Source organism: Delftia sp. NA_296.1, from assembly GCF_052692095.1.
Map to the genome: position 1 here is coordinate 21,743 of NZ_JBQZGF010000014.1, position 24,981 is coordinate 46,723.

Below are 24,981 nucleotides of genomic sequence, written 5' to 3' on the forward strand. Positions count from 1 at the left end.
CGCATTTCCGCAGGATCGCTGAAAAACCAGACAAGGGTCAATCGTTGAATGGCAAAGGCACTGCCGCTGGTACTTGCGGCAGCTGCGGCCGCTTCCTCAACAGGTATTTCTGAAACCCGTCGGACACCCGCTCGTCGCGCTGGTTCAGCACCTCGGTGGCCAGGGTCAGCACGCCCGTGGTGTTGCCGGGCTTGAGCTCGGACACCGTCAGCGTGCAGTACAGCGTGTCGCCCACATAGACGGGGGCCAGGAAGCGGCTGCCCTGCTCCAGAAAGCCCTTGAGCGATTCCTCGACCATGTGCGGGAACAGGCCGGCGCCTGCCGCCGTCTGTATGGCCACCTGGTAGCCGTGGGCCAGCATGTGGGGCATGCCGCGCGCGCGGCAGTACTCCACGTCGTAGTGCACGGGATGGTTGTCGCCGCTGGCCAGCTGGAAGGCGGCGAACAGGGCATCGGTCATGGTGCGCGAGGGCAGGGCGAAGACCTCGCCCAGCGCGAAGTCTTCAAAGTAGCGCTGGGCGCACAGGGATGGGTGGCGTGGCATGGCGACTCTCCTCAGTTCGCGCTCATGTGGGCGGCGCGGGCGACCTTGCCCCATTTGTCCAGCTCCTGCTTGAGGAAGGCGGCCAGCGCCTGGGGGCGCGGCTGCTTTTCCAGCACCAGGCCCATGTCGTAGGCCTTTTTCTGCAGCCCGGCATCGTCCACCGTGGCCTGCAGGCTGGACTGCAGGCGGGCAATCAGCGCTGGCGGCGTGCCTGCGGGGGCGAACACGGCGTTCCAGGTATAGGCCTCATAGCCGGGCACCTGCTCGGCAATGGCAGGCGTGTCAGGCGTCTGCGGCAGGCGCTGGGCCATGGTGGTGGCCAGCAGGCGCACCGTGCCCGCCTTGACCTGGGCCAGGCCCGTGGGCGCGCTGTCCAGCATGAAGGCCAGGTGCCCGCCGATGAGGTCCTGTATGGCCGGCGCACTGCCCCGGTAGGGCACATGCTGGGCCCGGGTTCCCGCCATCAGGTTCAGCAGCTCCGCACCCAGATGCGGAGCGCTGCCCACGCCCGCCGAGGCATAGTTGACCTGGCCGGGCCGCGCCCGCAGATAGGCCAGGAAATCCGGCAGGCTCTGCACGGGCAGCCGCTTGTCCACCACCAGCACCAGCGGCGCCCTGGCGAGCAATCCCACGGGCGCGAAGTCTTCCTCCGTGCGGTAGCCCAGCTTGTCGTGGATGTAGGGATTGACGGCATGCGCCACCGTGGTCAGCAGCAGGGTGTAGCCGTCAGGGGCTGCCTTGGCAACCGCCTCCGTGCCCACCAGGGTGCCGGCACCCGTGCGGTTCTCGATCACCACGGGCGTGCCCAGCTTCTGGCTCCAGACATCGGCCATGGCGCGGCCAAAGGTGTCGGTGGGGCCGCCTGCCGCGTAGGGAATCACCAGCTTGATGGGGCGCGCCGGATAGTCCTGCGCTGCGGCCGCGCCTGCGGCCAGAAGCAGGGCGGTGAGAAGGGTTTGGCGTCTTGCCGTCTTGAAGTCCATAATTTTCTCCGTTGTCTCCTGGCGCCGACTATAGAAATGCGCGGCCAATGCAGCCAGTCGAATCATTGATAGGGCGGTTAGAAACCGTCTAACACCAAGGAAATGCTCCCGGCGGGCATGCAACGGATGCGATATGAATTGACGGATCTCAGGGTTTTCCTTGCCATTGCCCAGGCCAAAAGCCTCAGCGCAGGCGCGGCTGAAATGCATTTGACGGCGCCATCGGCCAGCTACCGGCTCAAGAATCTGGAGCAGGCCATGGGTGCATCGCTGTTTGAAAGAACGTCCAAAGGCATGGTGCTGACCCCGGCGGGAATGACGGTCAAGAAATACGCCGATTCCATTTTCGGCAGCGTGGACCGCTTGCACGGAGAAATGCAAAGACACATCAACGGAATATCGGGCCATATCCGCGTATTTGCCAACAGCAGCACGCTGACGGGAATTGCGCCCGTGCTCAGCCGCTATCTGGCCCATTATCCGAACGTCAATGTGGACCTGGAGGAGCGCCTGAGCGAAGACACGGTGCGCGCCGTGCTCGACGGCAGTGCCGACGTGGGCCTGGTGGCCGGCCAGATCGATCTGCATGGCCTGCATGCCATCACCTATGGCCACGATGAACTGGTGTTTGTGGTGCCCGCTGGCCACCCCTTGGCCGCCAGCAGCAGGGTGCCGCTGGAAACCGCGCTGACCTACGACCTGGTCTCGATCGGCCGCAAGACCAGCAACTTCCTCTACCTCCAAGGCATGGCCTCCAGACTGGGCATGAATCCCAGGGTACGTGTGCACGCACCAACATTCGAGGCCGTGCTGCAGTGCGTGCAGGAAGGCGTGGGCATTGCGCTGGTGCCACGCTCCATTGCCCGGCCGGCGCTGCAGGCGCGCCGGCTGGCTGCCGTGGGCCTGGACGAGGCCTGGGCGCAGCGCGAGCAGAAGGTGGTCACGCGCGAACCCGAAACCCTGCCCGCCTATGCCCGCGATTTCGTGGCCTATGTGGCGACCCAGCCTTTGCCCGAGGAAGGCGCCGTGCAGGAATCCCTGCCTTAGAAGATTTGAAATTCCGCTTAGAAAATGCCGACTGGCTGGGTGATGGTCGCACTTCTAGAATGCGGCGAATCGAATATTCGCCTCGTTCAAGAAAATGCAGACACGCCCATTGGATGGTTTGACGGTATTGGCCATGGAACACGCCGTGGCAGGGCCTTTTGCCAGCCGGCAGCTGGCGGACCTTGGGGCCAGGGTCATCAAGCTGGAGCGATTGCCCGATGGGGATTTTGCACGGGGCTATGACGACAAGGTCCATGGTGAATCATCCTTTTTTGTCTGGGCCAATCGGGGAAAGCAAAGCCTGGCTGCGGATATCAAGACCGCCGAAGGGCAGCATATCGTCGGGAAAATACTGGAAAACGCCGATATCCTGATCCAGAACCTGGCCCCGGGTGCCATGCAGAGAATGGGCATGGATTTCGACAGCCTGCATGAGAAATATCCGCGTCTCATCGTCTGCGATATATCGGGTTATGGCGAGGGCGGCCCGCTCAGCGACAGGAAGGCCTATGACCTGCTGATCCAGGCGGCAGCCGGCCTGATCTCGGTCACGGGCACGCCTGATCAGCCCGCACGCGTGGGCATTTCCATCGCCGACATCGCGGCCGGCATGTATGCCTACTCGGGCATTTTGTCCGCCCTGCTGCAGCGCGCCCGCACCGGCCAGGGCCTGCGCGTGGAGGTGTCCATGCTGGAGGCGCTGGCCGAATGGATGTCCTACCCGCTGAACTTCGCCCACTACGGCGGCACGGCGCCCGCGCGCAGCGGGCTGACCCATCCATCCATCGCGCCCTATGGCCAGTACACGGCCGGTGACGGCCAGAGCTTGATCTTCGGCCTGCAGAACGACCGCGAATGGCACAGCTTCTGCATCCATGTGCTGCAGCAGCCCGCGCTGGCGCAGGACACGCGCTTTGTCACCAACCTGCAGCGCGTGGCGCACCGCGCGGAACTCGATGCGGTGATCGCATCCGTGCTGGCTCACCTGAGCCGCGAACAGGCCATGCAGCGCCTGGATGCAGGCGGCATCGCCAACGCGCCGCTCAACGACATGCACGCGGTCTGGAACCATCCCCAATTGCAGGCGCGCGAACGCTGGCGCGAGGTGGCCACGCCCGCCGGCAGCATCCAGGCCCTGCTGCCCCCGGCCACGCTATCGGATGCCGAAGCCGCCATGGGCGCCGTGCCCGCGCTGGGCGAGCATACGCAGGCGCTGTGGGAGGAGTTTGGCGGGCAGGCTCGAGGCCGGCAAGAGTGATGCCCGATGGGTCCAGGCGGGCGATGGTGGTTGAACTCCGGCACCCATTCCAGAGTGGCGAACTCGACCGCTTCCTTGGTTGTCATCGGCTCTCTTGAGAGGGACGAAGAGGGTGGCGCTCAGGCCGAGAGCGCTGCGCGCAAGCGCTCGATGCTTCGCCGCCGCTCGGCGCGTGCTTCGAGCGCCTGCGCCATATCGACTTCGACAAAGCGTGCCTTGTGGTTTGGCTGCATCTGGGCGATGAGATCCATGTCGGCGCTGATGACGGTGCCCACCATCGCGTAGCCGCCGCCCGAGACCGCATCGCGGTGCAGGATGATTGGTTCGCGTCCGCCCGGCACCTGGATGGAACCGTATGGGTAGCCCGCATCGACGATGTTCGACGGGTCGTCGCCCGCGCCGAATGGCGGCGTGCGCTCGTGGAACTTCAGCGGCGTGCCGTTCTTGTAGCGGTAGCCGATGCGGTCGGCCTCGGAACCGACGGTCCAGGTGTCGGCGAAGAAGCTTTGCACCGACACTTCCTGCAGTCGGTGAAAGTAGATGCCCGGCAGCACACGCAGGACCACTTCCTTGTCGAGCACCGGCAGCAATGCGGCCTGCACCGTGCGACCCGCGCGGGCGGTGGCGGACGGTACTCCCACGGGCAGTCTGTCGCCGGCCAGCAGCTTGCGGCCATTGAGGCCGCCGAATGCGCCCAGGCCATAGGTCGAGCGGCTGCCCAGCACCACCGGCACGTCGATGCCGCCGGCCACGGCGATGCACATGCGCGCGCCGAGCTTCATGAAGTCGAAGCCGAGCCTGTCGCCGGCCTGCACCGCGAATGCGGTATTGCGTGGCACCTCATTGCCGTTGAGCTTGATCTTCGCGTCGGCGCCGGTCACGGCCACCAGCGCGGGCGCGTCGAACTGCAGCTCGGGACCGAGCAGCGTGCTTTCGATGACGGCCGCACCTTCGTCGTTGCCGACCAGCAGGTTTGCGAGCACCAGGCTTTGCTGGTCGAGCGCACCCGACAGCGGAATGCCCAGGTGGTAGTAGCCGGGGCGGCCGGCGTCCTGCACGCTGGTCGCGAGGCCGGGCTTGAGCACTTCAATCGCCATGGAGCACTTTCAGGAGCTGTTGGTTGTAGCCGCCCGGGTCGGCCAGGAAATCGTTGAGCGAGAACGACACTGGTACGATGCGCAGCGCGTAGGTGCCGGCCTCGACCTGCGCGATCTGGCGGTCGTACTCGGCGCGGTCAATGGGCTTGTACTTGACGATGTCACCGGGCTGGAAGAACACCATCAGCTCCTTCAGGTAGGACAGCCGTTGCGCCGGGTCGAAGATGGGCGCGGGCGTGACACCGAACATCTGGTAGCCGCCCGCACCACGCACCGAGTAGATGCAGCTGAAGCAACCGCCGTGGCCCAGCGTGAGCCTGGGCGTGTCGGTGCGCGGGCTCAGATACTTGGGCACCTGGATCTGGCGCTGGCGCTCGACCATCTGGAACAGAAAGGGCAGGCCGGCCACAAAGCCGACCATCGACACGAACCAGGGCGCCGACGAGTGCGCCTCGATGAAGGCCTCGACCGAGACGTGGCCGTTGATGCGCGCCGCGTACTCGATGTCGGTGCCCGACGGGTCCTGGTGCCGCTCGCGAAAGCGCATCAGCGTCTCGTGCGTCCACGGGTCGTTGTAGAGCACGGGAATCTCGACGATGCGCGTCTGCATCTGCAGGTCGGCATCGCCCAGGCCCGCTTCGATGTCTTTGAGCGTGGCGAGCAGTGCGTCGGGCGCGATCGCATCGGGGTCGAAGCGCACGAGGTAGGCGGCGTTGGCGGGACAGATCTCGGTCACGCCCGTGATCTCGCCCGCCTGTGCGCGGCGGCGCAGCTCGTTGCAGATGGCCATGCCTTTGAAGAACGCGGGCAGCGACATCTCTTCGCTGATCTCGACGAACAGGTGCTCGTCGCCGCCGAAGCTGTAGCGGGCCTGGGTGGGGAGGGTGCTGGCAGCGGTCATGCGGTCACCTTCGCAAGTGGAGCGGGTGCGTCGGCCAGCGGATTCACCGCCAGCCAGGTTTCGAGAAAGCCCGTGTGGAATGCGGCCTGCGCCACGCCCGCGTCCTCGCACAGTGCGCGGTGCAGCGGGATCGTGGTGTGGATGCCTTCGACCTGCAGCTCGTCGAGCGCGCGCCGCATGCGGGCCAGCGCACCGGCGCGATCGGTGTCGTGCACGATCAGCTTGCCCAGCAGCGAGTCGTAGTACGCCGGCACGGTGCAGCCGGGGAACAGCATGGTGTCGAAGCGCACGCCGGGGCCGCCCGGCACCACGAGCTGCGACACAAGGCCCGGGCTTGGCATGAAGTTCCTCGCGGCGTTCTCGGCGTTGATGCGCACCTCGATGGCCGCGCCGGTCAGCCGGATGTCTTCCTGCTGCAGGCGCAGCGGCTGGCCCAGCGCGATGCGCAGCATCTCCTTCACGAGGTCGATGCCGGTGATCATCTCGGTGATGGGGTGCTCGACCTGGATGCGTGTGTTCATCTCGATGAAGAAGAACTCGCGCGTGTCGTCGTCGTACAGGTATTCGAGCGTGCCCGCGCCGCGGTAGGCCACGGCATGGGCCAGCCGCAGCGCCGATTCGCACAGCGCAGCGCGCGTGGCCTCGCTGATGGCGGCCGAGGGCGCTTCTTCCCACACTTTTTGGCGGCGTCGCTGCAGCGAGCATTCGCGCTCGAAGCAGTGAACCACGCGCTGGCCGTCGCCCAGGATCTGCACCTCGATGTGGCGCGCCTGGCGGATGAAGCGTTCGAGGTACACCTCGCCGTTGCCGAAAGCGGCCTGCGCTTCCGCCGTGGCGGTGGCGAACTGCTGGCGCAGCTCGGCTTCGTCGTGCGCCACGCGAATGCCGCGCCCGCCCCCGCCGGCCGAGGCCTTGATCATGATGGGGTAGCCGATGCCCTTTGCCAGCGCGACGGCGGTGTCGGCGTCTGTCACCACGCCCGCGCTGCCGGGCACGGTGGGCACGCCGGCCTTCATGGCTGCGGCGCGCGCGGCGGCCTTGTCGCCCATGGTGCGGATCGCGTGCGGCGTCGGGCCGACGAACACCAGGCCCGCGGCCTCGATGCGCTCGGCGAACGCGGCGTTCTCCGACAGGAAACCGTAGCCCGGATGCACGGCGCCGGCGCCGCTGTCGGCTGCCGCTTCAAGAATGGCGTCCACGCTCAGATAGCTCCTGGTGGCATGCGCCGGGCCAATGCGCACGGCTTCGTCGGCCATGCGCACCGCGAGGCCTTGCGTGTCAGCGTCGCTGTAGACGGCGACGGTCTTGAGGCCCAGTTCCTTCGCGGCGCGGATGATGCGCACCGCGATCTCGCCGCGGTTGGCGATGAGCAGTTTGTCGAATGCGGCGGTCATGGTCCGGGCCTCACGCCGTTTCGATGACGGCCAGCGCTTGGCCAGGATCGACGGGTTCGCCGTTCTCCACGGCAAAGCCCCGCAGCCGTCCTGCCACGTCGGCCGTGACTTCGCTGAACTGCTTCATCACCTCGACCAGGCCGATCACATCGCCCACGGCCACGGTGTCGCCTTCGGCCTTGAATGGCGGCGCGTCAGGCGCCGAACGGCGGTAGAAGGTGCCCGGCAGCGGGCTCAGGACTTCATGGGTAGCGGGCATCGATGCACTCCTGGAAAGCGGGAACAGGAACGAAAGCGGGAAGAACGGAAAACTCAAGGCCGCGCCGGCGCAGCCGCATCGGCAAAACCTGCAACTTCGATGCCGTGCTCGGCCAGTGCGCGGCGCGTGGCCTGCACGAGCGCCAGCGCGCCAGGTGTATCGCTGTGGATGCAGACCGAGTCGAAGCCGATCGCCAGGTCCTGGCCTTCGACCGTGCGCACCACGCCTTCGGTGCAGGCGCGCAGCACCTTGGCGGCCACGGCCTCGGGGTCGAGCGCGCCGACGCGGCGGGTGAAGACGATGGAGCCGCTCAGGTCGTAGTCGCGGTCGGCATAGAACTCGCGCGCCACGGGCTGGCCCAATTCGCACGCCACCTGGAAGGTGACGGACGATTCCATGCAGAACAGGCGCAGCGTCGGTTCGATCTGCTGCAGGGCCGTGACGAGTGCGCGCGACAGCGCCTCGTCGCGCGCCGCATGCATGTAGAGCGCGCCGTGCGGCTTGATGTGCTGCAGCGTCATGCCGGCCAGCCGCGCGAATTCGCGCAGCGCGCCGAGCTGATAGACCATGTCGTTCACCAGCTCGTCGGCCGGTGCATTGATATGGCGGCGCCCGAAACCCACGAGGTCGCGAAAGCCCGGGTGCGCGCCGATGCCCACGCCGTTTTCCCGGGCCAACAACACCGTCTTGCGCATGATGTTCGGATCACCCGCATGAAAGCCTGTGGCGATGTTGGCCGAGCTGATCAACGGCATCAATTCCTGGTCCACGCCATCGCCGATGGCCCATGGACCGAAGCTTTCGCCCATGTCGGAGTTCAGATCAATCAGCGTCTTTTTCACGTTTCACCTTGTGTTGTTGGCACGGCCCGATGGCAGCAATGCGGGACAAGGTGAAGATTAGTCAGCTGAAAATCGGCTGAAAAGCATTATTTACAGGCGATGCGATATCTGAAAAACAGATACTCCGACAGCCTGCAATGAACGCTACCTTGTAGATCAGTGAATCCTCGGTATCGGATTTGCGCGCGCTGGCATGTAATTTTTGAGAGATAAGTAAATACCCCAGGAAGACCGCACCATGTCTCTGACCCTTCGCCAGCTCAAATACTTCACGGCGGTGGCCGAAGTGGGGCGCATCTCACATGCGGCACTGCAACTCAACATCTCGCAATCGGCGGTGACCACGGCAGTCCGGGAGCTGGAGGAAATGCTGGGGCAGCAGCTGTTTGAGCGACAGCCTCATGGCGTGGAACTGACCCGGGCCGGACGGCGGTTTCTGAGCCATGCCTATGCCGTGCTCTCGGCTGCCGACGAGGCGATCCGCATGCCGCATGAGGGAGTGAATGTCGAGGGGACGCTGACCATTGCCGCCACCTACACGGTGCTCGGCTACTTCTTGCCCCATCACCTTCAGCGTTTCGAGCAATTGCATCCGCAGATCAAGGTCAAGGTGCACGAAGTAGTGCGTGAAGCCATTGAGGAGGGACTGATCACGCAGCAATACGACATGGGAGTACTGCTCACGTCCAATGTGGTGCTGCGCGAGCTGTCGCTCGAGACATTCTTTGGCTCGCAACGCCGACTGTGGGTGCCGGCCAAGCATGCGCTGCTCGAAAAGGCGGAAGTCACGCTGGCCGATGTGGCGGCCGAGCCCTACATCCTGCTCACCGTGGACGAGGCTGCGGGCACTGCAATGAAATATTGGAGCAAGACGCCGTACCAGCCTCAGATCAGGCTGCGCACGAGCTCGGTAGAAGCAGTGCGCAGCACCGTGGCGAATGGCCTAGGCGTGACCGTTCTCTCGGATATGGTTTATCGACCTTGGTCGCTGGAGGGGAAGCGCATTGAAACCATCAGTCTGCGCGACGCCGTGCCTACGATGAACATCGGGCTTGGGTGGAAGCAAGGCATCGAATTTTCCCCAGCGATGACGGCGTTTCGCGACTACTTTCGGCAGTTGTTTCTCGAGCCGGTCGTACATCAAGGCAGAAGAAGGCCCGGCGGTTGATGTCGTTGGTTGGACATGCCCATTTCTGCATTCAGAAAAACGGCTTACAACGAATTTATCGCGCATGCGAATGCATCAATTGAGGCATCACTTCATGGCATGGGTGAAGAATGCCGGCGATTCTCGGATCGATCGACATTCTCTTTCAGCCGCTGTTTTTCACGCTTGATCTACGGCATGGCCATGGTCTCATCTACGCCCCTGCGTCACCGCTGCGCCGCAGGCGGCAGCCGCCTTGTGGCGCTGACGCTGGACGGCCAGTCGCTGGGTCAGATGATCTCGGCGGATCTGAGAATTCGGGCGTGCGCGGTTCGCTGTTCTTGAGCCCTTCCTGAGGGAGCTAGCCCCGCACATGGTTTCGGTCGCGCCCGGGGCAGTCCTGGTTGGGGGTGATTTGCCCCAATGCGCCTCTTGTAGACTTGGCCGGCCATTGAAGAATGGCCTTATCTCTTCTGCTGCATGGTGCAAAAGGTCCCCTCATGAGCGATATCCAGCTTTTCCGTCTGCAAGGCGGCACCGCCACCGAATTGGCCGCCACGGCGGTGGCGCTGGAGCGCAATCTGCAGACACTGATCGAAGGCCAGATGGAAACCTTCCTGGGCGTGCGCTTCCTGGCCACGGAATACGCCACCGGCAAGACGCACCGCGGCCGTATCGACTCGCTGGGGCTGGATGAGAACAACTGCCCCGTCATCATCGAATACAAGCGGCACAGCAACGAGAACGTCATCAACCAGGGGCTGTTCTACCTGGACTGGCTGCTGGACCACAAGGCCGAATTCCGTTGGTTGGTGATGGAAAGGCTGGGCAAGGACGTGGCGGACAGCGTCGAATGGTCGGGCACCCGGCTGCTGTGCATCGCTGCGGATTTCACGCGCTACGACCAGCACGCGGTGCAGCAGATCCCTCGCAATATCGAGCTGATCCGCTACAAGCGCTTTGGCGAAGACCTGTTGCTGCTGGAGCTGGTGAACACGCAGACGGTGGTCGAACCGGCCACGGAAACTGCCAAGTCTTCTTCGGTGAATGCCAGCCCCATCACCTCCAAGCAGCAAGGCAAGGACAAAAGCTTTGCCGAACAGCTGCAAGGCGCGACTGCGGACATCCAGGCCCTGTATGCCGATGTGCGCTCCTTCGTGTTTGCGCTGGGCGACGACGTGACGGAAAAGCAGCTCAAGCTCTATGTTGCCTTCCGCAAGCTCAAGAACTTTGCCAGCGTGGTGATGTACCCCAACAAGATGCTGGTGATGCTGAAACTGGACCCCGACACCGTGACGCTGGAGGAAGGTTTCAGCCGCGATGTGCGGCAGATCGGACACTGGGGGACAGGGGAGCTGGAGCTGTGTCTGCGCAGTGCGGGGGATCTTGAGCGGGCGAAGGCGTTGCTGGAGCGGGCGTATGTGGAGGGGTGAGGAATAGACCCTTGCAACTGCTCGTCATTAGGTCCTAGATCGTGTCGCCAAACGCTGCCTGTTCGAGCAGCGTGTGCTGCCGCCGCCAGTCCGGCATCTGTTGTGCCACAAGAGCCCAGAAAGCCCGGGTGTGGCTCTTCTCGATCGTATGGCATAACTCGTGCACGACCACATAGTCCTGCACACTGGCCGGCAACTCCATGACGCGTGGGTGAAATTCCAATACGTTTTTCGCACTGCAACTGGCCCACCGGCTTTGGAACAGTCTGATGCGTGCGCCTGCGGCCTGCAAGCCGGACTGGCGCTCCCAGTGGCGGACGCGCGCCAGCAGTTTCTCTTGCGCCCGCTCTCGATAAAACGCTGTCAGCAAGGGCGCCAGCGCATCGGCGCCAATATCTCGGCCCATCGGGTTTTCGATCAGGAAGCGCGAAGCGGTGAAATGGAGCGTGGGATAGAGCAGGCCGGGCGTGTGCTTCACCTCGGTGAAGTAGGTCCGTCCGCAATAGCGCAGACGGCTGCCGGTGACTACCAGCTCTTCGGCCAATGGCTGTTCGACCTGCGCCTGCTTCTCGCGAATCCAGCGCGCACGCTGACGTACCAAGACCTCTTGCTCTTGCCGGGAGACCCTCGGACCGCGCAGCAACACCGGCTGGCCACGCTCGACAGTCACGTAGTGACGCTTGAGCGTGGCGTCTGCCTTGAAGCGCCATTCAATGGTCGTCTGTCCGTATTGCAGCTGAGGCATGGCGCTCAGTTCTTCAAAAGAATGTCCAAGATGCGTCCGGCATGCTCGCGAGCCACTGGGCGTTCCCAGCCAGCGATGGGCGTCAGCAATCTGCGCAGCAGGTCTCGGACCTCCGGATGCAGATCAAGCATCTGCTTCCAGTTGCTGGCAGCCAGGGTATGGCTCAGTTCCTGGTCTTCAAACAGCTTGGCAGTTGCAGCTCGGGCGGTCTCATTGCCCAGTAGCGCTGCCAAGTAGTGGTAGGTGGCCGCCTCTGCCGGCTTGTCAAAACCGGTCGTCTTGTCCTTGTCCATCACCCGCTGCCCGAACAGCTCCAACTGTTCCAGGAATTGTGCCTGGCTGATGCGTCCTGCCTTCTCCTCTTCCAGCAGCTTCTCCAGTTCCTCTGCCAGCTTGTCGAAGAAGGCCGGGTCCTTGTCACGTCCTGTGGCAATGGTGTGCTTGAGCTGGTTCTTCATCACCAGCGCCTGGCTGCCAGGGCTGGCCAGATGCTTCAGCCGCGCCATGTCGCTGGCATCCAGAATGGAGACTTCGCGCCCCAGCAGGCTCCTGGCCGGGCTGGCGGCGATGTACTCGTCCAGCAGGCGCTGCAGCAAGGCGGATTCCAGCTGGGTAATGCGTTCGCGGTAAGTGGCATCGGGCAACTTGTCGCGCAGCATCAGCCGGATCTCTCCGAACAGTGTGAAGTAGGGCTTGAAGGGCACGCCACGCACATCGGGCAGGATGATGTCGATGCTGCGATTGAACTGCTTCACCAGTTCCAGGAAGTCCTCGATGGCATCCAGCCGGTAGGCCGGATCGAGAAAGCGCTCTGCATCGTCCTTGTAGCCCTCGCGCTGGGTCACGGGGTCATGCTTTTTGGGCAGCAGCTTGAGGATGCGCTCCAGTGTGCTCTGCAGCTTGGGCAGCTCGCTTTCCACGCCTTGCCAGACCTGTGAGGGCTGTACTTCGCCACCGTAGATCTTCAATGCATGATCCAGGTGGTCCACCACACCGTGGTAGTCCACGATATAGCCGGCGTTCTTGCCCGTCAGCGTGCGGTTCACGCGTGCAATGGCCTGCAGCAGCGTGTGCTCCTTCAGTGGCTTGTCGAGATACATGGTGCTGACGATGGGGGCGTCCCAACCTGTCAGCAGCATGTCGGAGACGATGATGAGGCCCACATTGTTCGCATGTGCCTGGCCGTCGTACCCCTTGCGCTCGTCACCATAGGGCAGCGGAAAGAGCTTGCCGACGAATGTGCTGATCTGCTCCGACGGCATGGCGACCGGTTCCTTGCCGTTCTTGAGCTCGTCTCGCACCCGCTCTTCGATGCTCTGGACCTTGGCTATTTCGAGTTTGTACGTCGCAGCAGCCTCTTCGACGGTCGCCCCTGTGCGCGCGCCGGTGATGCCGGCCAGTGAAATCACTACCTTGCTCTGGAAGGTGGGAAGACCCTGCTCGGCACGTTGTGCCATCAGGCTGTCGAGCAATTCCTTGTAGCGCACGGCCATGTCGCGGCCGTCGCAGACCAGCATGGCCTTCAGCCCCTTGGCTTGCACATGGGTCACGAAGTGCTCCACCAGATGCGCCGCCACTTGCTGCATGCGGTTTCCCGCCTTGCGCCATTGGGCAAGCAGCGCTTGCTTCAGAGCCTGCTGACGCGCCTCGGACTCCTTGGCGAACTGTGCGTCGAAGGCCGCGTCAAGCCCCGCATCGGCAGCCAGCTTGACCCAGGCGTCCTGGTACTTGATGGGCAACGTGGCACCGTCGGCCACAGCCTCGTGCAGCCGGTATTCATCGATGTAGGCGTCGCCCCCGAACTCCGCCAGCGTGTGCTTGTCATCGTTCAGCAGCGGTGTGCCGGTGAAGGCAATGAATTTTGCGTGGGGCAGGCTGGCCCGCATGAAGGCGGCCAGAAAGTCGTACTGGCTGCGATGGGCCTCGTCCACAAGCACATAGCAGTTGGATTTGGCGCTCAGTACCCGGAAGTTCACCGGTTCGCGGCTGATTTCCTTCCACTTGGCAGCAAGTGCAACGCCATCTTCATCGTGCTGGCCGAACTGCTCGTTGAACTCCTGCACCATGAAGAAGTCCTTGCCTTCGCGTATGCGCCTGTGCCGCGTGGCTTTGTTCAACTCGTCTTCGTCGTCTGCGCCATGGGTGGTGGCCAACTGCTCCGGCGAATGCGGCTCATCGTTCTCCTGGAACTTTTGCACGGTGCTGGTGAAGACGCTGCCATAGTCATTGCCCAGCATCCGCACCAGGCCTGCCACCGAGATGGCCTGAATGGCCTTGATGCCTACGGCGTGAAAGGTATCGAAGATCTGCTTGTCCAGGTCTTTGCGGTCCGTCAGCACCAGCACCGTGGGGTTGGCCAGGCCTGTGCTGTCGGCGCGCAGCATGCGGGCCAGCAAGGCCATGGTGAGCGACTTGCCGCTGCCCTGGGTGTGCCAGATCACGCCTCCCATGGGTGTTGCCGCCGTCAGGCGCGCAAGCGTCTTGCGGACGGCACGCCACTGCTGGTAGCGCGGCAATTTCTTGACGGTCTTGCCATCACGTGTCTCGAACAGCACGAAGTGGGTGACCAGTTCCAGAAAGCGCCGAGGCTCGAATAGCGCCCACAGCAGTTGCTCCTGTTCGCTCGGCTCACTGTCCAACAGTTCCCTCACCGTACCCAGTTCGTCTTCCTGCAGGCGGTAGCGTGCGTAGAAGGCCGGTTTGGTGAGGATTGCGCCATACAGGCCCTGGCGCCGGTTCAATGCCACACAGACCTGGTTGAACACGAACTGCGGCGCAAAGCTGCGCTGATAACCATCCAACTGGCCAAGCGCTTCGTCCAGGCGGTGGTGGCTGGCCTTGCATTCGATGATGGCCAGCGGCAGGCCGTTGACGAACAGCAGCAGGTCGGGGCGGAACAGGTCGCCGTCGGCATTGCGGCCCACGTACTGGTCCACCACATGGAAGTCGTTGCGGCTGGCGTCGGCTGCGTCCAGAAAGCGCACGCTGCGCGGCAGGCCCGCCAGGTCTTTCACCTGGATGTCCGAGCGGTGCAGCACCTGCTGCCATACGACCTGGTTGGCCGCCAGCAGCGCGTCGTGGGTGCGCTTGCGCAGCTCGATCAGCGCCGCATCCACCCCGCCGGGCGCTTCGACCAGCCAGGGGTTCAGGGCCAGCAGCCGCGCGCGCAGCACGTCTTCCAGTACCGGGGCCAGGTGGCGGTGCTCCACCTTCACAGCGGCACCGGGCAGATGGGTGTAGCCCAGTCGCACGAGCCATTCCAGGGCCGGAGTTTCCACTCCGGTTTTCTCGGGGGACTGGCTCATGGATGTACTCCCAGGATCTGGGCTTGCAGCGTGTGGTTCATTGGGTTATTCCTCCCGGCGGCTACGGTAGCAAACCACTGTGCCTGTTGTGGGGCCGGCGCCTTGGGCGGGCGTCGGTGTCTTCTTCATCACCTCGAACTGTCGGCTTTCATGCAGCACCTGCCGCCAGCTACTGCAACCGTAGCGTTTGGGCATCTGGTCCGGATGCTGCCGGGCGATCCAGGCGATGGCAGCGTTCAGCACGATCCAGTTCTCCTTGCCGCCCGATGCGACTAGTGCCTGTTCCGCCTCGCGCAGGCTGGCCACGATGCCGCTTGCGGGCCAATGCACTTGACCGGCAGGTGTGATTGCGTCGAATAGCAGGTCTTTAAAGGCGCCACTGCCCATGAAGGACGCCATCAGGGTCCGCGCATGGTCCATCTGCTCGGCCCAGTTGCGCAGCGTCTGGTAGTGCCTGTCGATGGTCGCCCGGCTGGCATCCAGGTAGGCCACGGCGGCTTCGCAGCGGTCGAGCTGGCCCAGGTCGAAGCGCTCCAGCAGGTGGTGCACCAGCTCGTTGCGCAGGTCCACCAACTCCTTGAGCTCGACCTTGATCGCCTCATGGCACTCGGCGCTCATCACCATGCGTTGCTGGTAGCTGACCCAGAGCCTGTCGCCGGGGGAAGTGTCCGTCTCCTGCTCCGATGCGGCCGCGTTGTCCTCTGTATGCAGATACGTCCCGGTGAAGAGACTTACCAGCCCGCCCAGGGTCGTCTTCTGGACATTTGCCACCTGGGCGTCTCGCGTGGCCTTGAACTGGGCCGGCTCCCCTTCCAGATTCATGCTGACCACCATAGCCTTCAGCAGCCGCTCGTACTGCTGCAGGCGCAGCAGGCAGCCGCCCAGCTTGTGCTGCGCGGCGCGCTGCAGCTCGGCTAGGCAAGTGCTGGCGTTTGGCGTCGCTGCTGCGTCCATGGGAGTCAGGCGGCCATGGCGGTGCCGACCTTGACGCGCCATTCACCGGTCAGGAGCTTTTGCATGAGGCCGCGTTTGAGCGCTTGGTAGTGGAGGCGACGCGTTGCCATGCATTCCAGCTTCTTATCCACAGCGGTCAAGGTCCTGCCGATCTGCACCTGCTCGGCGAGTGGTGGCAATGCGAAGGCAAAGGGACGCAGAACTTGGAGGTTGATGTTCTTCTGGGCATTCTGAGTTGCCCTGCTGTCGAAGTACCCCTTGTTCGCTGCCAATAGGTAGTAAAGCCATGCAGGATCGCAAGCATCGTCAATTGCCCGTATGCCCACAACACTGTCAGGACACGCCATGGGAACAGCTGCAATTGCCACATCTCCAATGTTGGCAGCAATGGTCAGAAAGATGGTGCCAGCTTCAAAAAGTTTGCTGACGCCCAGGCCCGCTTTGTTTAAAAACTGTGAAGCTGTGGAGAGGATGCGACCACCGTTGGCAACATCGCCTGTCTGAATGAATGGAACGTCGCCACTATTGAAGTATCTTGGATCGTTGCGCGGGCGCGCAGAGAACTTACCTCTCTCAACGACTGCGACTTGCTCTAGAGTCTGCATTGTCCAGTTCACGGGAATGCACCCTTGGTTGCTGTCCTTGAATTCGGTGTGCGGCGCCCAGCGACCGTGGGCATCTTGGGCGCCAACACCCCGGCTGAACAGCGTCTGCATCAGGCACTGCTTGAGGATCTGGGTGGCTTCAATCTGGCGCGCAAGCACGTCCAGCTTGTCGTCTACGGCTGTCAGGATGGCGGCAATCTTGGTCTGCTCATTAAGTGGTGGAAGCAATAGAGAAAAATTCTTCAACGCTTCCAGCCTGATCCCTTTTACGGTTGACCCCGTTCCTGCCGCATCAATGCGTTCGGCATTGTCTTGAAACCAATGAAGCAGGTACTCCTTTGCCAACGTGGCTTTAGGAAATATCGCCTTCAAGTCTTGGTTAATCGCAACATCGCAGTCGAACATGGCGACCCTACCGAGAGCCATTCTCGTTGGCGTTATCAACGTACCTGCCGGGATCAGATTTGTCGCGCTGCTTTCAATGGCTTTTGAAGTTATGTAATCCTGAGTCCGATGCAGTCTGGTGCTAGTTAGGTCTTTGACACTTGCCCAAGGTATGTCGCCTCCCCAGTAGTCCGCGACATCCTTCGATGGCGTTCCTCCGCCGACGATTGACTCGACCTCGCTTCCGAGCGTAGTTGCCAACCATTGGCTAGGGGGGTCAATTGGCTTAGGGGTTGTTTCGTCTGTCGGAATCATGCCGCGCTCTCCAACAACCCCAGTTCCGCCAAGTAGCCGTTCAAGCGCGCATCAATCTTCGACTCTTCTTCTGCCAGCGTTGTCAGTTGCGCCAAAGTAGCCGCTACATTGACGATTTCTTCAATCTCCCCATTGTCGATATAGCGGGCAATATTGAGGTTCCCGTCGTTACTGAGGATTTCGTCGAGCGTGACCACACGGCAGTAGTTCTCCACCTCGGTCTGCTGCTCGAAGGCCGCCTTGTGCGTCTTTGCAATGCGTTCGATGTCCTCGGGGCGCAGGCTGTTCTGAGCCTTGCCCTCCAGGTAGTCGCGACTGGCGTCGATGATGATGACCTTGCCTTGGAGCGCGGCGGGCTTGCGCTTGTTCAGGACCAGCACACAGGCCGGGATGCCGGTGTTGTAGAACAGTGCGGACGGCAAGCCGACGATGGCCTCGATCAGGTCGCCCGGTTGGCGACCGCTGGCGGCATCGGTGCCGAACAGCAGGCCCTCGCGAATCTTGCCCTCTTCGCCGCTGCGGAACAGCACGCCGTGCGGCAGGATGATGCCCATTCGGCCATCGGCCTTCAGGCTGGCCAGCATGTGCTGGGCGAAGGCCAGGTCGGCATAGCCGCGTGGCGGCACGCCGTAGGAAAAGCGGCCGAAGGGGTCGCTGACCTCCTTGTAGTTGGGCGACTTGGGCTTTTTCTTGGGCTCCTTGTCTTCGCTCTCTTTTTTGGCTTCGCTCTCCAGCTCCAGCGGCGTCCACCAAGCCTTGGCCGAGAACGGCGGATTGGCAATGACGCGGTCGAAGGTCTTGAGGTAGCCGTTGTCCAGGTGTTTGGGCTCCACCAGAGTGTCGCCACGCTCGATTTCGGCCCGCATGTTGTGCAGGTAGAGGTTGAGCTTGGCGATGGCCCAGGTGCCCAGGTTCTTTTCCTGGCCGTAGAGCAGGGCGTTGGGGCGGTCGCCGATCAGCGTGCCGCCGGGCAGCTTGGCGATGTGGTGTGCGCTCTCCACCAGCATGCCGCCGCTGCCGCAGGTGGGGTCGTACACGCTGTGGCCGGGTTGCGGGTCGATGAGCTCCACCACCAGCTGCACCACGGCCTTGGGCGTGTAGAACTCGCCGCCCTTCTTGCCGGCATCGTCGGCAAACTGCTTGATGAGGTACTCGTAGGCATCGCCCAGCATGTCGGCCTTGTAGAGGTCGGCATTGCCCAGCTTGTACTGGTTGAAATGGCGCAGCAGGCGCTGCAGCGTGGCATCGGACAGCACGCGCTTGTCGCCGTACTGCGTGGCTGTCAGCACGTATTGCAGTTCGGTGTTGTATTGCTCGATGTCCGAGAAGGCCTTGTCCAATGCCTCGCCAATGTTCTCGGTGCGGGCGATCAGGCTGGGCCAGCGCGCGTTCTTGGGGAACGATCCCCACTTGTCCTGGACCTCAAGCACGGCATCCACCTCGCTCAGGTGCTCCACTTGCTGGAGATGTCGCACACGCTCTTCAAATACATCGTTGAAGCGCTTGAGGAACAGCAGGCCGAAGATGTAGTTCTTGAAGTCCGAGGAGTCGATGGAGCCGCGCAGGATGTTGGCGGACTCCCAGAGCCAGGATTCGAGGGTTTCTAGGGTTAGCTGGTTGGCCATGTCTCTGTGTATTACCGGTGCAAGAGGCGCGAAGCTGTCTGGGAGCGCCTCGGATGGAAAGCAATGGAGATTGCCAATTAATGGCAAAAGACCCATAAGTTTCCCAACTTATGGGTCTCAAATTTTCACGTAATGTGTCGCCTTATAGGCGGCCTACACGTCGATATTGCCCGCCCGCAACGCATTCGTCTCGATGAAGTCCCGGCGCGGCTCCACCTCGTCGCCCATGAGCATGGTGAACACGCGGTCGGCCTCGATGGCGTCGCCGATCTGCACCTGCAGCAGGCTGCGGACGGTGGGGTCCATGGTGGTTTCCCACAGCTGCTCGGGGTTCATTTCGCCCAGGCCCTTGTAGCGCTGGCGGGCCGTGGTGCGTTCGGCCTCGTGCAGCAGCCATTGCATGGCCTGCCGGAAGTCGCCGGCCTTGTCGCTCTTGGCCTTTTCGCCCTCGCCACGCGTGACCTTGGCGCCTTCGCCCAGCAGGCCGTTGAAGTTCTGGGCTTCGTCGGCCAGTGCGGCGTAGTCGTGGCTGCGCACGAACTCCTGGGTGAGGATGGAGCTCTTGATGTTGCCGTGGTGGTGGCGGCTGATGCGCAGCACGGGCTTTTCGGAGACCGGGTCGATTTCGGCCGTGACCTCGGCGGGCACGCCCGTGGTGGTCAACTCGCGCAGCTTGGCCTCCAGGATGGGGGCGCAGGCCTGGGCCGCCTCGATGCTGTCCAGCGTGATCTGCACGCCGTCGGCGATGGCGCGCAGGGCCTCGGCATCCATGAAGTTGGACAGGCGGTCGATGACGGTCTCGGCGGCCAGGTGCATGTTGGCCAGCTTGGCAAGTTCCTCGCCGTCCAGCGTGCGCGGGTTGGCACCGCCGGTGCTGACGCTGGCATTCATCAGCGCGATGCGCAGCAGGTACTGGTTGAGCGCGGGGCCGTCCTTGATGTACAGCTCTTCCTTGCCGTTCTTGACCTTGTACAGCGGCGGCTGGGCGATGTAGATGTGGCCGCGCTCGACCAGGTCCGGCATCTGGCGGTAGAAGAAGGTCAGCAGCAGGGTGCGGATGTGGGCGCCGTCCACGTCCGCGTCGGTCATGATGATGATGCGGTGGTAGCGCAGCTTGTTGGGGTCGAAATCGTCGCTGCCGCTCTTGCCCGATTCGGCCGTGGCCTTGCCGATGCCGGTGCCCAGGGCCGTGATCAGGGTGACGATTTCGTTGCTGGTCAGCAGCTTTTCGTAGCGGGCCTTTTCCACGTTCAGGATCTTGCCGCGCAGCGGCAGGATGGCCTGGAACTTGCGGTCGCGACCTTGCTTGGCGGAGCCGCCGGCGGAGTCACCCTCGACGATGTAGATCTCGCACAGCGCCGGATCCTTTTCCTGGCAGTCGGCCAGCTTGCCGGGCAGGCCCATGCCGTCGAGCACGCCCTTGCGGCGCGTCATCTCGCGGGCCTTGCGCGCGGCCTCGCGGGCACGCGCGGCATCGACGATCTTGCTGCACAGGATCTTGGCGTCGTTGGGCTTTTCTTCCAGGTAGTCGGTCAGCGCCTTGGCGACGATGTCTTCCACGGGCGCGCGCACTTCGCTGGAGACCAGCTTGTCCTTGGTCTGGCTGCTGAACTTGGGCTCGGGCACCTTCACGGACAGCACGCAGCACAGGCCTTCGCGCATGTCGTCACCGCTGACCTCGACCTTGGCCTTCTTTGCCAGTTCGTTCTGCTCGATGTACTTGCCGATCACGCGCGTCATGGCGGCGCGCAGGCCCGTCAGGTGGGTGCCGCCGTCGCGCTGCGGGATGTTGTTGGTGAAGCACAGCACCTGCTCGGCATAGCTGTCGTTCCACTGCATGGCGACTTCGACGCCGATCTCGGTGCCGGGGATGCCGCCGTAGCTTTCCGCCGGGCGCGTGCCGTTGGCGTGGAAGGCCGTGGGATGCAGCACCTTCTTGTTGGCGTTGATGAACTGCACGAAGCCCATGACGCCACCGGCGCCGGAGAAGTCGTCTTCGCGGCCGTCGCGCTCGTCCTTGAGGCGGATGCGCACGCCGTTGTTCAGGAAGGACAGTTCGCGCAGGCGCTTGGCCAGGATCTCGTAGCGGAACTCATGGTTCTGCGTGAAGATTTCCGTGTCGGGAAGGAAGTGGACCTTGGTGCCGCGCTTGTCGCTCTTGCCGACCACGCGCATGGGCGAGACCTCGACGCCGTCCACGATCTCGATCGGGCGGTTCTGCACGTGGCCGCGCGAGAAGTCGATTTCGTAGACCTCGCCGTCGCGGCGCACGTTGAGCTTGAGCCAGATGGACAGCGCGTTCACGCAGGACACGCCCACGCCGTGCAGGCCGCCCGAGACCTTGTAGCTGTTCTGGTTGAACTTGCCGCCCGCGTGCAGTTCGGTGAGGGCGATCTCGGCCGCCGAGCGCTTGGGCTCGTGCTTGTCGTCCATCTTCACGCGCGTGGGGATGCCGCGGCCGTTGTCGATGACGGACAGGGAGCCATCGGCATGGATGGTGACCAGGATGTCGTCGCAGTAGCCGGCCAGGGCTTCGTCGATGGAGTTGTCCACCACTTCGAAGACCAGGTGGTGCAGGCCCGTGCCATCGGAGGTATCGCCGATGTACATGCCGGGGCGCTTGCGCACGGCCTCCAGGCCTTCGAGGATCTGGATCGCACCTTCGCCATAGCCGCTGGAGTCTGAGCCTTCGGGGGCAATGGTCTGGTTTTCTGGCTTGTTCTCGTCGGTCATGGAAGGCCCTGGGGTAGTTCCGTCGGAAGCTGTCGCTTCGCTTGAAAATGTTCGATTCGGCCGCTGGCGCGGTGCGTAGGGACGCGCGCTGCGGGCTACGAGTCGGGTAGGGTGGTTGCGCACCGTGCACCGGCTTGTGCCACCGGGCGGCGGGTGCAGGGGTTGCGCAATGTGTCAGGCATCGGTGTCGTGTGGCGCGCGGTCAGATGCGCATGGGCATCACGACGTACTTGAAGCTGTCGTTCTCGGGGATGGTCAGCAGGGCCGAGCTGTTGCCGTCCTGCAGGTCGATCCTGATCATGTCCTGGCTCATGTTGGACAGGGCGTCGATCAGGTAGGTGACGTTGAAGCCGATCTCGATGGTGTCGCCACCGTAGTCGATGTCCAGCTCGTCCATGGCCTCTTCCTGCTCGGCGTTGTTGGACGCCACGCGCAAGGTGCCGGGCTCCACCGTCAGGCGCACGCCCTTGAACTTGTCGCTGGTCATGATGGCCGTGCGCTGCAGGCTGGCCAGCAGCGGGGCGCGGCCCAGGGTCACGCTGTTGGTGTGGTTGCGCGGGATGACACGGTTGTAGTCGGGGAACTTGCCCTCGACCAGCTTGGTCACGAACTCCATGCCGCCAAAGGTGAACTTGGCCTGGTTGTTGGCGAACTGCATCTCGATGTGGGGCTGGTTCTCGCCACCGGCATCCGACAGCAGGCGCTGCAGCTCCAGCACGGTCTTGCGCGGCAGGATCACTTCCTGCTTGGGCACTTCCACGTCCAGCTGGCTGCTTGCAAAGGCCAGACGGTGGCCATCGGTGGCCACCAGGGACAGCTGCTTGCCCTCGGCCACGAACAGGATGCCGTTGAGGTAGTAGCGGATGTCCTGCACGGCCATGGCGAAGGAGACCTGGCCCAGCAGGTCCTTGAGCACCTTCTGCGGCACGCTGAAGGAAGGGCCGAAGGCCGCAGCCTCCTGCACCAGCGGGAAGTCCTCGGCCGGCAGGGTCTGCAGCGTGAAGCGGCTCTTGCCGCCCTTGAGCACCATCTTGGCCTGCTGGGTCTCCAGGCTCACGGTCTGGTCGCCGGGCATGGTCTTGAGGATGTCGATCAGCTTGCGCGCGCCCACGGTGGTGGTGAAGTCGCCGGTATCGCCGCCGAGCTCGGCGGTGGTGCGGATCTGGATTTCCAGGTCGCTGGTGGTCAGCTGCAATGCGTTGCCGGTCTTCTTGATCAGCACGTTGGCCAGGATGGGCAACGTGTGGCGGCGTTCGACGATGCCGGACACCGATTGCAGGACCGCGAGAACTTTGTCTTGTGTGGCTTTCAGGACGATCATGTCAACCTCTGATTTAAGGATGCGGGTCTCGGTAGGAGCGGCGGCTCACAAATGAGCCCCCTCTTGCCGCTCGAATCCCCCATTTTGCCGCGTACATACGACCAGAATGGGGGAGTTTTCATCAACCTTTGAGAGTTTGCTCCAGCACGTGCAGCTGCTGGTTCAGCTCGGTCAGTTGCTGGCGTTCGCCAGCGATCTTGCGCACCGCGTGCAGCACGGTGGTGTGGTCGCGCCCGCCGAACAGCTCGCCGATCTCGGGCAGGCTCTTCTGGGTCAATTCCTTGGCCAGGTACATGGCAATCTGGCGCGGCCGGGCGATGCTGGCCGGGCGCTTCTTGCTGTACATGTCGGCCACCTTGATCTTGTAGTAATCGGCCACCGTCTTCTGGATGTTCTCCACACTGATCTGGCGGTTCTGGATGGACAGCAGATCACGCAGGGCCTCGCGGGCCAGCTGGATGGAGACTTCCTTCTGGTTGAAGCGCGAATAGGCCAGGATCTTGCGCAGCGCGCCTTCGAGCTCGCGCACGTTGGAGCGCACGTTCTTGGCCACGAAGAAGGCGACTTCCTCGGGCATCTCGGCGTTCTCGGCGCGGGCCTTGTTGATCAGGATGGCCACGCGCATCTCCAGCTCGGGCGGCTCGATGGCCACCGTCAGCCCGGAGTCGAAGCGCGATACCAGCCGCTCGTGGATGTTCGCCAGACCCTTGGGATAGGTGTCCGAGGTCATCACGATGTGGCTCTTCTTGGCCAGCAGCGCCTCGAAGGCGTTGAAGAACTCCTCCTGCGTGCGATCCTTGTTGGCGAAGAACTGCACGTCGTCGATCAGCAGCAGATCCAGCGAGTGGTAACGCTCCTTGAATTCGTCAAAGGTGCGGCGCTGGTAGGCCTTGACCACATCCGAGACGAACTGCTCGGCATGGATGTAGAGAACTTTGGCGTCGGGCTTGTCGGCCAGCAGCTTGTTGCCCACGGCATGCACCAGGTGGGTCTTGCCCAGGCCCACGCCGCCGTAGATGAACAGCGGGTTGTACAGGTGTCCGGGCGAGCCCGCCACATGCATGGCGGCCGAGCGTGCCATGCGGTTGGCCGTACCTTCCACCAGGGTCTCGAAGGTCAGCGCGGCGTTCAGGCGCGTGCGAAAGACGGGCGCTGCCGCGTCTTCGCTGGTGACCGTGGGCACCGAGGTGACGATGGTTTCCGGCGGGGCCGAGCGCTCGCTGGAGGAGGGGCGGACGTAAGTCCGCACAACGCTTTCCCGCTGAGCGAGTGCCAACTCAAGCGTCACCGGCTGGCCATAGAGCGACTCCAGCATGGCCGAGATGCGGCCTGCATATTGGGCGCGGATCCAGTCGAGCTTGAAGCGGTTGGCCACGTAGACGGTGACTTTGGAGAAGTCTTCGGCGACGTGCGCGGTCAGGGGCTTGATCCAGGTGTTGAACTGCTGTTCGGGCATTTCCTGCCCCAGTTGCTCAACGCAGACTTGCCACAGGCCCTGGCCTGCATCGTTCGTAGGTTCCTCTGTCATTGTCGAAGTCTAGTTGTGGATAGGAGGAACTGTTGCGAGGCTGCCATTGTAGCTTTTGCGGAAGTTATCCACAAAATATCAGGAGCTTGTCCTCCGCCTTGTCGCAAAATGGGCAGGCATCCTTCGGGTTCGAAGGGCATTGCATCAAGTGGACAACGCTGTGATAATCGCGGGTTTCCCTGAATGTGTTCAGGGTGATATGTCCCGCCCGTCTGCATCGGGTCTGCATGCTGCCGCTGGCGGCCTTGGGCGAAACCTCTCGGGGTTGCTCCTTGGGCTGCACATGGCAAGTGCATCGTGCAGATTTTTGGCAGGTGGCCTGGCGGTTTGCCTTTGTGGCGGCTGCTGGCTGCACTGCGTGTAGCGTGCCGGATACGGGACCGGTGCAAAACTGAACCTTCTCTAGGAACCAACATGAAACGTACTTACCAACCCTCCAAGACCCGTCGCGCCCGCACCCACGGCTTTCTGGTCCGCATGAAGACCAAGGGCGGCCGCGCCGTGATCAACGCTCGCCGCGCCAAGGGCCGCAAGCGTCTGGCCGTCTAAGGCCAGCCATTG

Annotated in this window: 21 protein-coding genes; 6 read left to right on the plus strand and 15 right to left on the minus strand. The window is 63.1% G+C overall.

All coding sequences use genetic code 11. The annotated features are described in order from the left end of the window. Nucleotides 1–37: 37 nt before the first annotated feature. Entirely contained in the window at nucleotides 38–544 is a 507-nt protein-coding gene (locus ACUTR7_RS26625; RefSeq protein ID WP_063327877.1) for a MaoC family dehydratase, read from the minus strand. A gap of 11 nt (nucleotides 545–555) precedes the next feature. Beyond that, nucleotides 556–1,527, minus strand: a complete 972-nt coding sequence (locus ACUTR7_RS26630; RefSeq protein ID WP_099751006.1) for a tripartite tricarboxylate transporter substrate binding protein — start codon at nucleotides 1,525–1,527, stop codon at nucleotides 556–558. 126 nt (nucleotides 1,528–1,653) lie between these two features. Between ACUTR7_RS26630 and ACUTR7_RS26635 the strand changes: the two genes are divergently transcribed. Both ACUTR7_RS26635 and ACUTR7_RS26640 read left to right on the plus strand, forming a co-directional pair. After that, complete coding sequence (locus ACUTR7_RS26635) at nucleotides 1,654–2,574, plus strand: LysR family transcriptional regulator (RefSeq protein ID WP_445610236.1); 921 nt, start codon at nucleotides 1,654–1,656, stop codon at nucleotides 2,572–2,574. 94 nt (nucleotides 2,575–2,668) lie between these two features. Then, entirely contained in the window at nucleotides 2,669–3,832 is a 1,164-nt protein-coding gene (locus ACUTR7_RS26640; protein ID WP_445610203.1) for a CaiB/BaiF CoA transferase family protein, read from the plus strand. A 119-nt stretch (nucleotides 3,833–3,951) separates the two neighbouring features. On the opposite strand, the gene ACUTR7_RS26645 is transcribed toward ACUTR7_RS26640, so the two are convergent. The 5 genes from ACUTR7_RS26645 to ACUTR7_RS26665 are packed head-to-tail and all read right to left on the minus strand — an operon-like array spanning nucleotide 3,952 to nucleotide 8,325. Then, entirely contained in the window at nucleotides 3,952–4,929 is a 978-nt protein-coding gene (locus tag ACUTR7_RS26645) for a 5-oxoprolinase subunit C family protein (protein ID WP_099751009.1), read from the minus strand. Then, nucleotides 4,919–5,830 (minus strand): 5-oxoprolinase subunit B family protein, encoded by a 912-nt coding sequence (locus tag ACUTR7_RS26650; protein WP_445610204.1) that lies wholly within the window; start codon nucleotides 5,828–5,830, stop codon nucleotides 4,919–4,921. Before ACUTR7_RS26650 ends, ACUTR7_RS26645 begins: the two co-directional genes overlap by 11 nt. Further along, nucleotides 5,827–7,224 (minus strand): acetyl-CoA carboxylase biotin carboxylase subunit, encoded by a 1,398-nt coding sequence (locus tag ACUTR7_RS26655; RefSeq protein WP_445610205.1) that lies wholly within the window; start codon nucleotides 7,222–7,224, stop codon nucleotides 5,827–5,829. Before ACUTR7_RS26655 ends, ACUTR7_RS26650 begins: the two co-directional genes overlap by 4 nt. 10 nt (nucleotides 7,225–7,234) lie before the next feature. After that, entirely contained in the window at nucleotides 7,235–7,483 is a 249-nt protein-coding gene (locus ACUTR7_RS26660; protein ID WP_012201946.1) for an acetyl-CoA carboxylase, read from the minus strand. Nucleotides 7,484–7,536: 53 nt separating this feature from the next. Further along, nucleotides 7,537–8,325, minus strand: coding sequence for a 5-oxoprolinase subunit PxpA (locus ACUTR7_RS26665; protein ID WP_445610206.1), 789 nt, complete (start codon nucleotides 8,323–8,325; stop codon nucleotides 7,537–7,539). A 238-nt stretch (nucleotides 8,326–8,563) separates the two neighbouring features. On the opposite strand from ACUTR7_RS26665, the gene ACUTR7_RS26670 reads away from it, so the two are divergent. From ACUTR7_RS26670 to ACUTR7_RS26680, 3 genes are all read left to right on the plus strand, one after another. Continuing rightward, a complete protein-coding gene (locus ACUTR7_RS26670; RefSeq protein ID WP_012201944.1) occupies nucleotides 8,564–9,493 on the plus strand; it encodes a LysR family transcriptional regulator in 930 nt (309 codons plus the stop codon). Nucleotides 9,494–9,502: 9 nt separating this feature from the next. Continuing rightward, entirely contained in the window at nucleotides 9,503–9,817 is a 315-nt protein-coding gene (locus ACUTR7_RS26675) for a hypothetical protein (protein ID WP_445610207.1), read from the plus strand. Between the two features lie 155 nt (nucleotides 9,818–9,972). Continuing rightward, nucleotides 9,973–10,905, plus strand: a complete 933-nt coding sequence (locus ACUTR7_RS26680) for a DUF5655 domain-containing protein (RefSeq protein WP_445610208.1) — start codon at nucleotides 9,973–9,975, stop codon at nucleotides 10,903–10,905. A 34-nt stretch (nucleotides 10,906–10,939) separates the two neighbouring features. On the opposite strand, the gene ACUTR7_RS26685 is transcribed toward ACUTR7_RS26680, so the two are convergent. From ACUTR7_RS26685 to dnaA, 8 genes are all read right to left on the minus strand, one after another. Further along, the gene (locus ACUTR7_RS26685) at nucleotides 10,940–11,650 is read right to left on the minus strand and encodes a M48 family metallopeptidase (RefSeq protein ID WP_047217515.1); all 711 of its coding nucleotides are present in this window, start codon (nucleotides 11,648–11,650) and stop codon (nucleotides 10,940–10,942) included. 5 nt (nucleotides 11,651–11,655) lie between these two features. Continuing rightward, nucleotides 11,656–14,955 carry a type I restriction endonuclease subunit R gene (locus ACUTR7_RS26690; RefSeq protein ID WP_445610209.1) on the minus strand — a complete coding sequence of 1,100 codons (3,300 nt, stop codon included), beginning with the start codon at nucleotides 14,953–14,955 and terminating at the stop codon, nucleotides 11,656–11,658. Between the two features lie 45 nt (nucleotides 14,956–15,000). Next, nucleotides 15,001–15,909 (minus strand): OST-HTH/LOTUS domain-containing protein, encoded by a 909-nt coding sequence (locus ACUTR7_RS26695; RefSeq protein ID WP_445610210.1) that lies wholly within the window; start codon nucleotides 15,907–15,909, stop codon nucleotides 15,001–15,003. Between the two features lie 5 nt (nucleotides 15,910–15,914). Further along, nucleotides 15,915–17,213, minus strand: a complete 1,299-nt coding sequence (locus tag ACUTR7_RS26700) for a restriction endonuclease subunit S (protein WP_445610211.1) — start codon at nucleotides 17,211–17,213, stop codon at nucleotides 15,915–15,917. After that, nucleotides 17,210–18,838 (minus strand): N-6 DNA methylase, encoded by a 1,629-nt coding sequence (locus ACUTR7_RS26705; protein ID WP_445610212.1) that lies wholly within the window; start codon nucleotides 18,836–18,838, stop codon nucleotides 17,210–17,212. The genes ACUTR7_RS26700 and ACUTR7_RS26705 overlap by 4 nt, the downstream gene beginning before the upstream one ends. Before the next feature lie 153 nt (nucleotides 18,839–18,991). Then, entirely contained in the window at nucleotides 18,992–21,571 is a 2,580-nt protein-coding gene (gene gyrB, locus ACUTR7_RS26710; protein ID WP_445610213.1) for a DNA topoisomerase (ATP-hydrolyzing) subunit B, read from the minus strand. Nucleotides 21,572–21,773: 202 nt separating this feature from the next. After that, a complete protein-coding gene (gene dnaN / locus ACUTR7_RS26715; protein ID WP_012201942.1) occupies nucleotides 21,774–22,892 on the minus strand; it encodes a DNA polymerase III subunit beta in 1,119 nt (372 codons plus the stop codon). 121 nt (nucleotides 22,893–23,013) lie between these two features. Continuing rightward, nucleotides 23,014–24,420: a chromosomal replication initiator protein DnaA gene (dnaA, locus tag ACUTR7_RS26720; RefSeq protein WP_012201941.1), complete on the minus strand. Its 1,407-nt coding sequence runs from the start codon at nucleotides 24,418–24,420 to the stop codon at nucleotides 23,014–23,016. 414 nt (nucleotides 24,421–24,834) lie between these two features. On the opposite strand from dnaA, the gene rpmH reads away from it, so the two are divergent. After that, nucleotides 24,835–24,969: a 50S ribosomal protein L34 gene (rpmH, locus tag ACUTR7_RS26725; RefSeq protein ID WP_012207856.1), complete on the plus strand. Its 135-nt coding sequence runs from the start codon at nucleotides 24,835–24,837 to the stop codon at nucleotides 24,967–24,969. The last annotated feature ends 12 nt before the right edge of the window (nucleotides 24,970–24,981 follow it).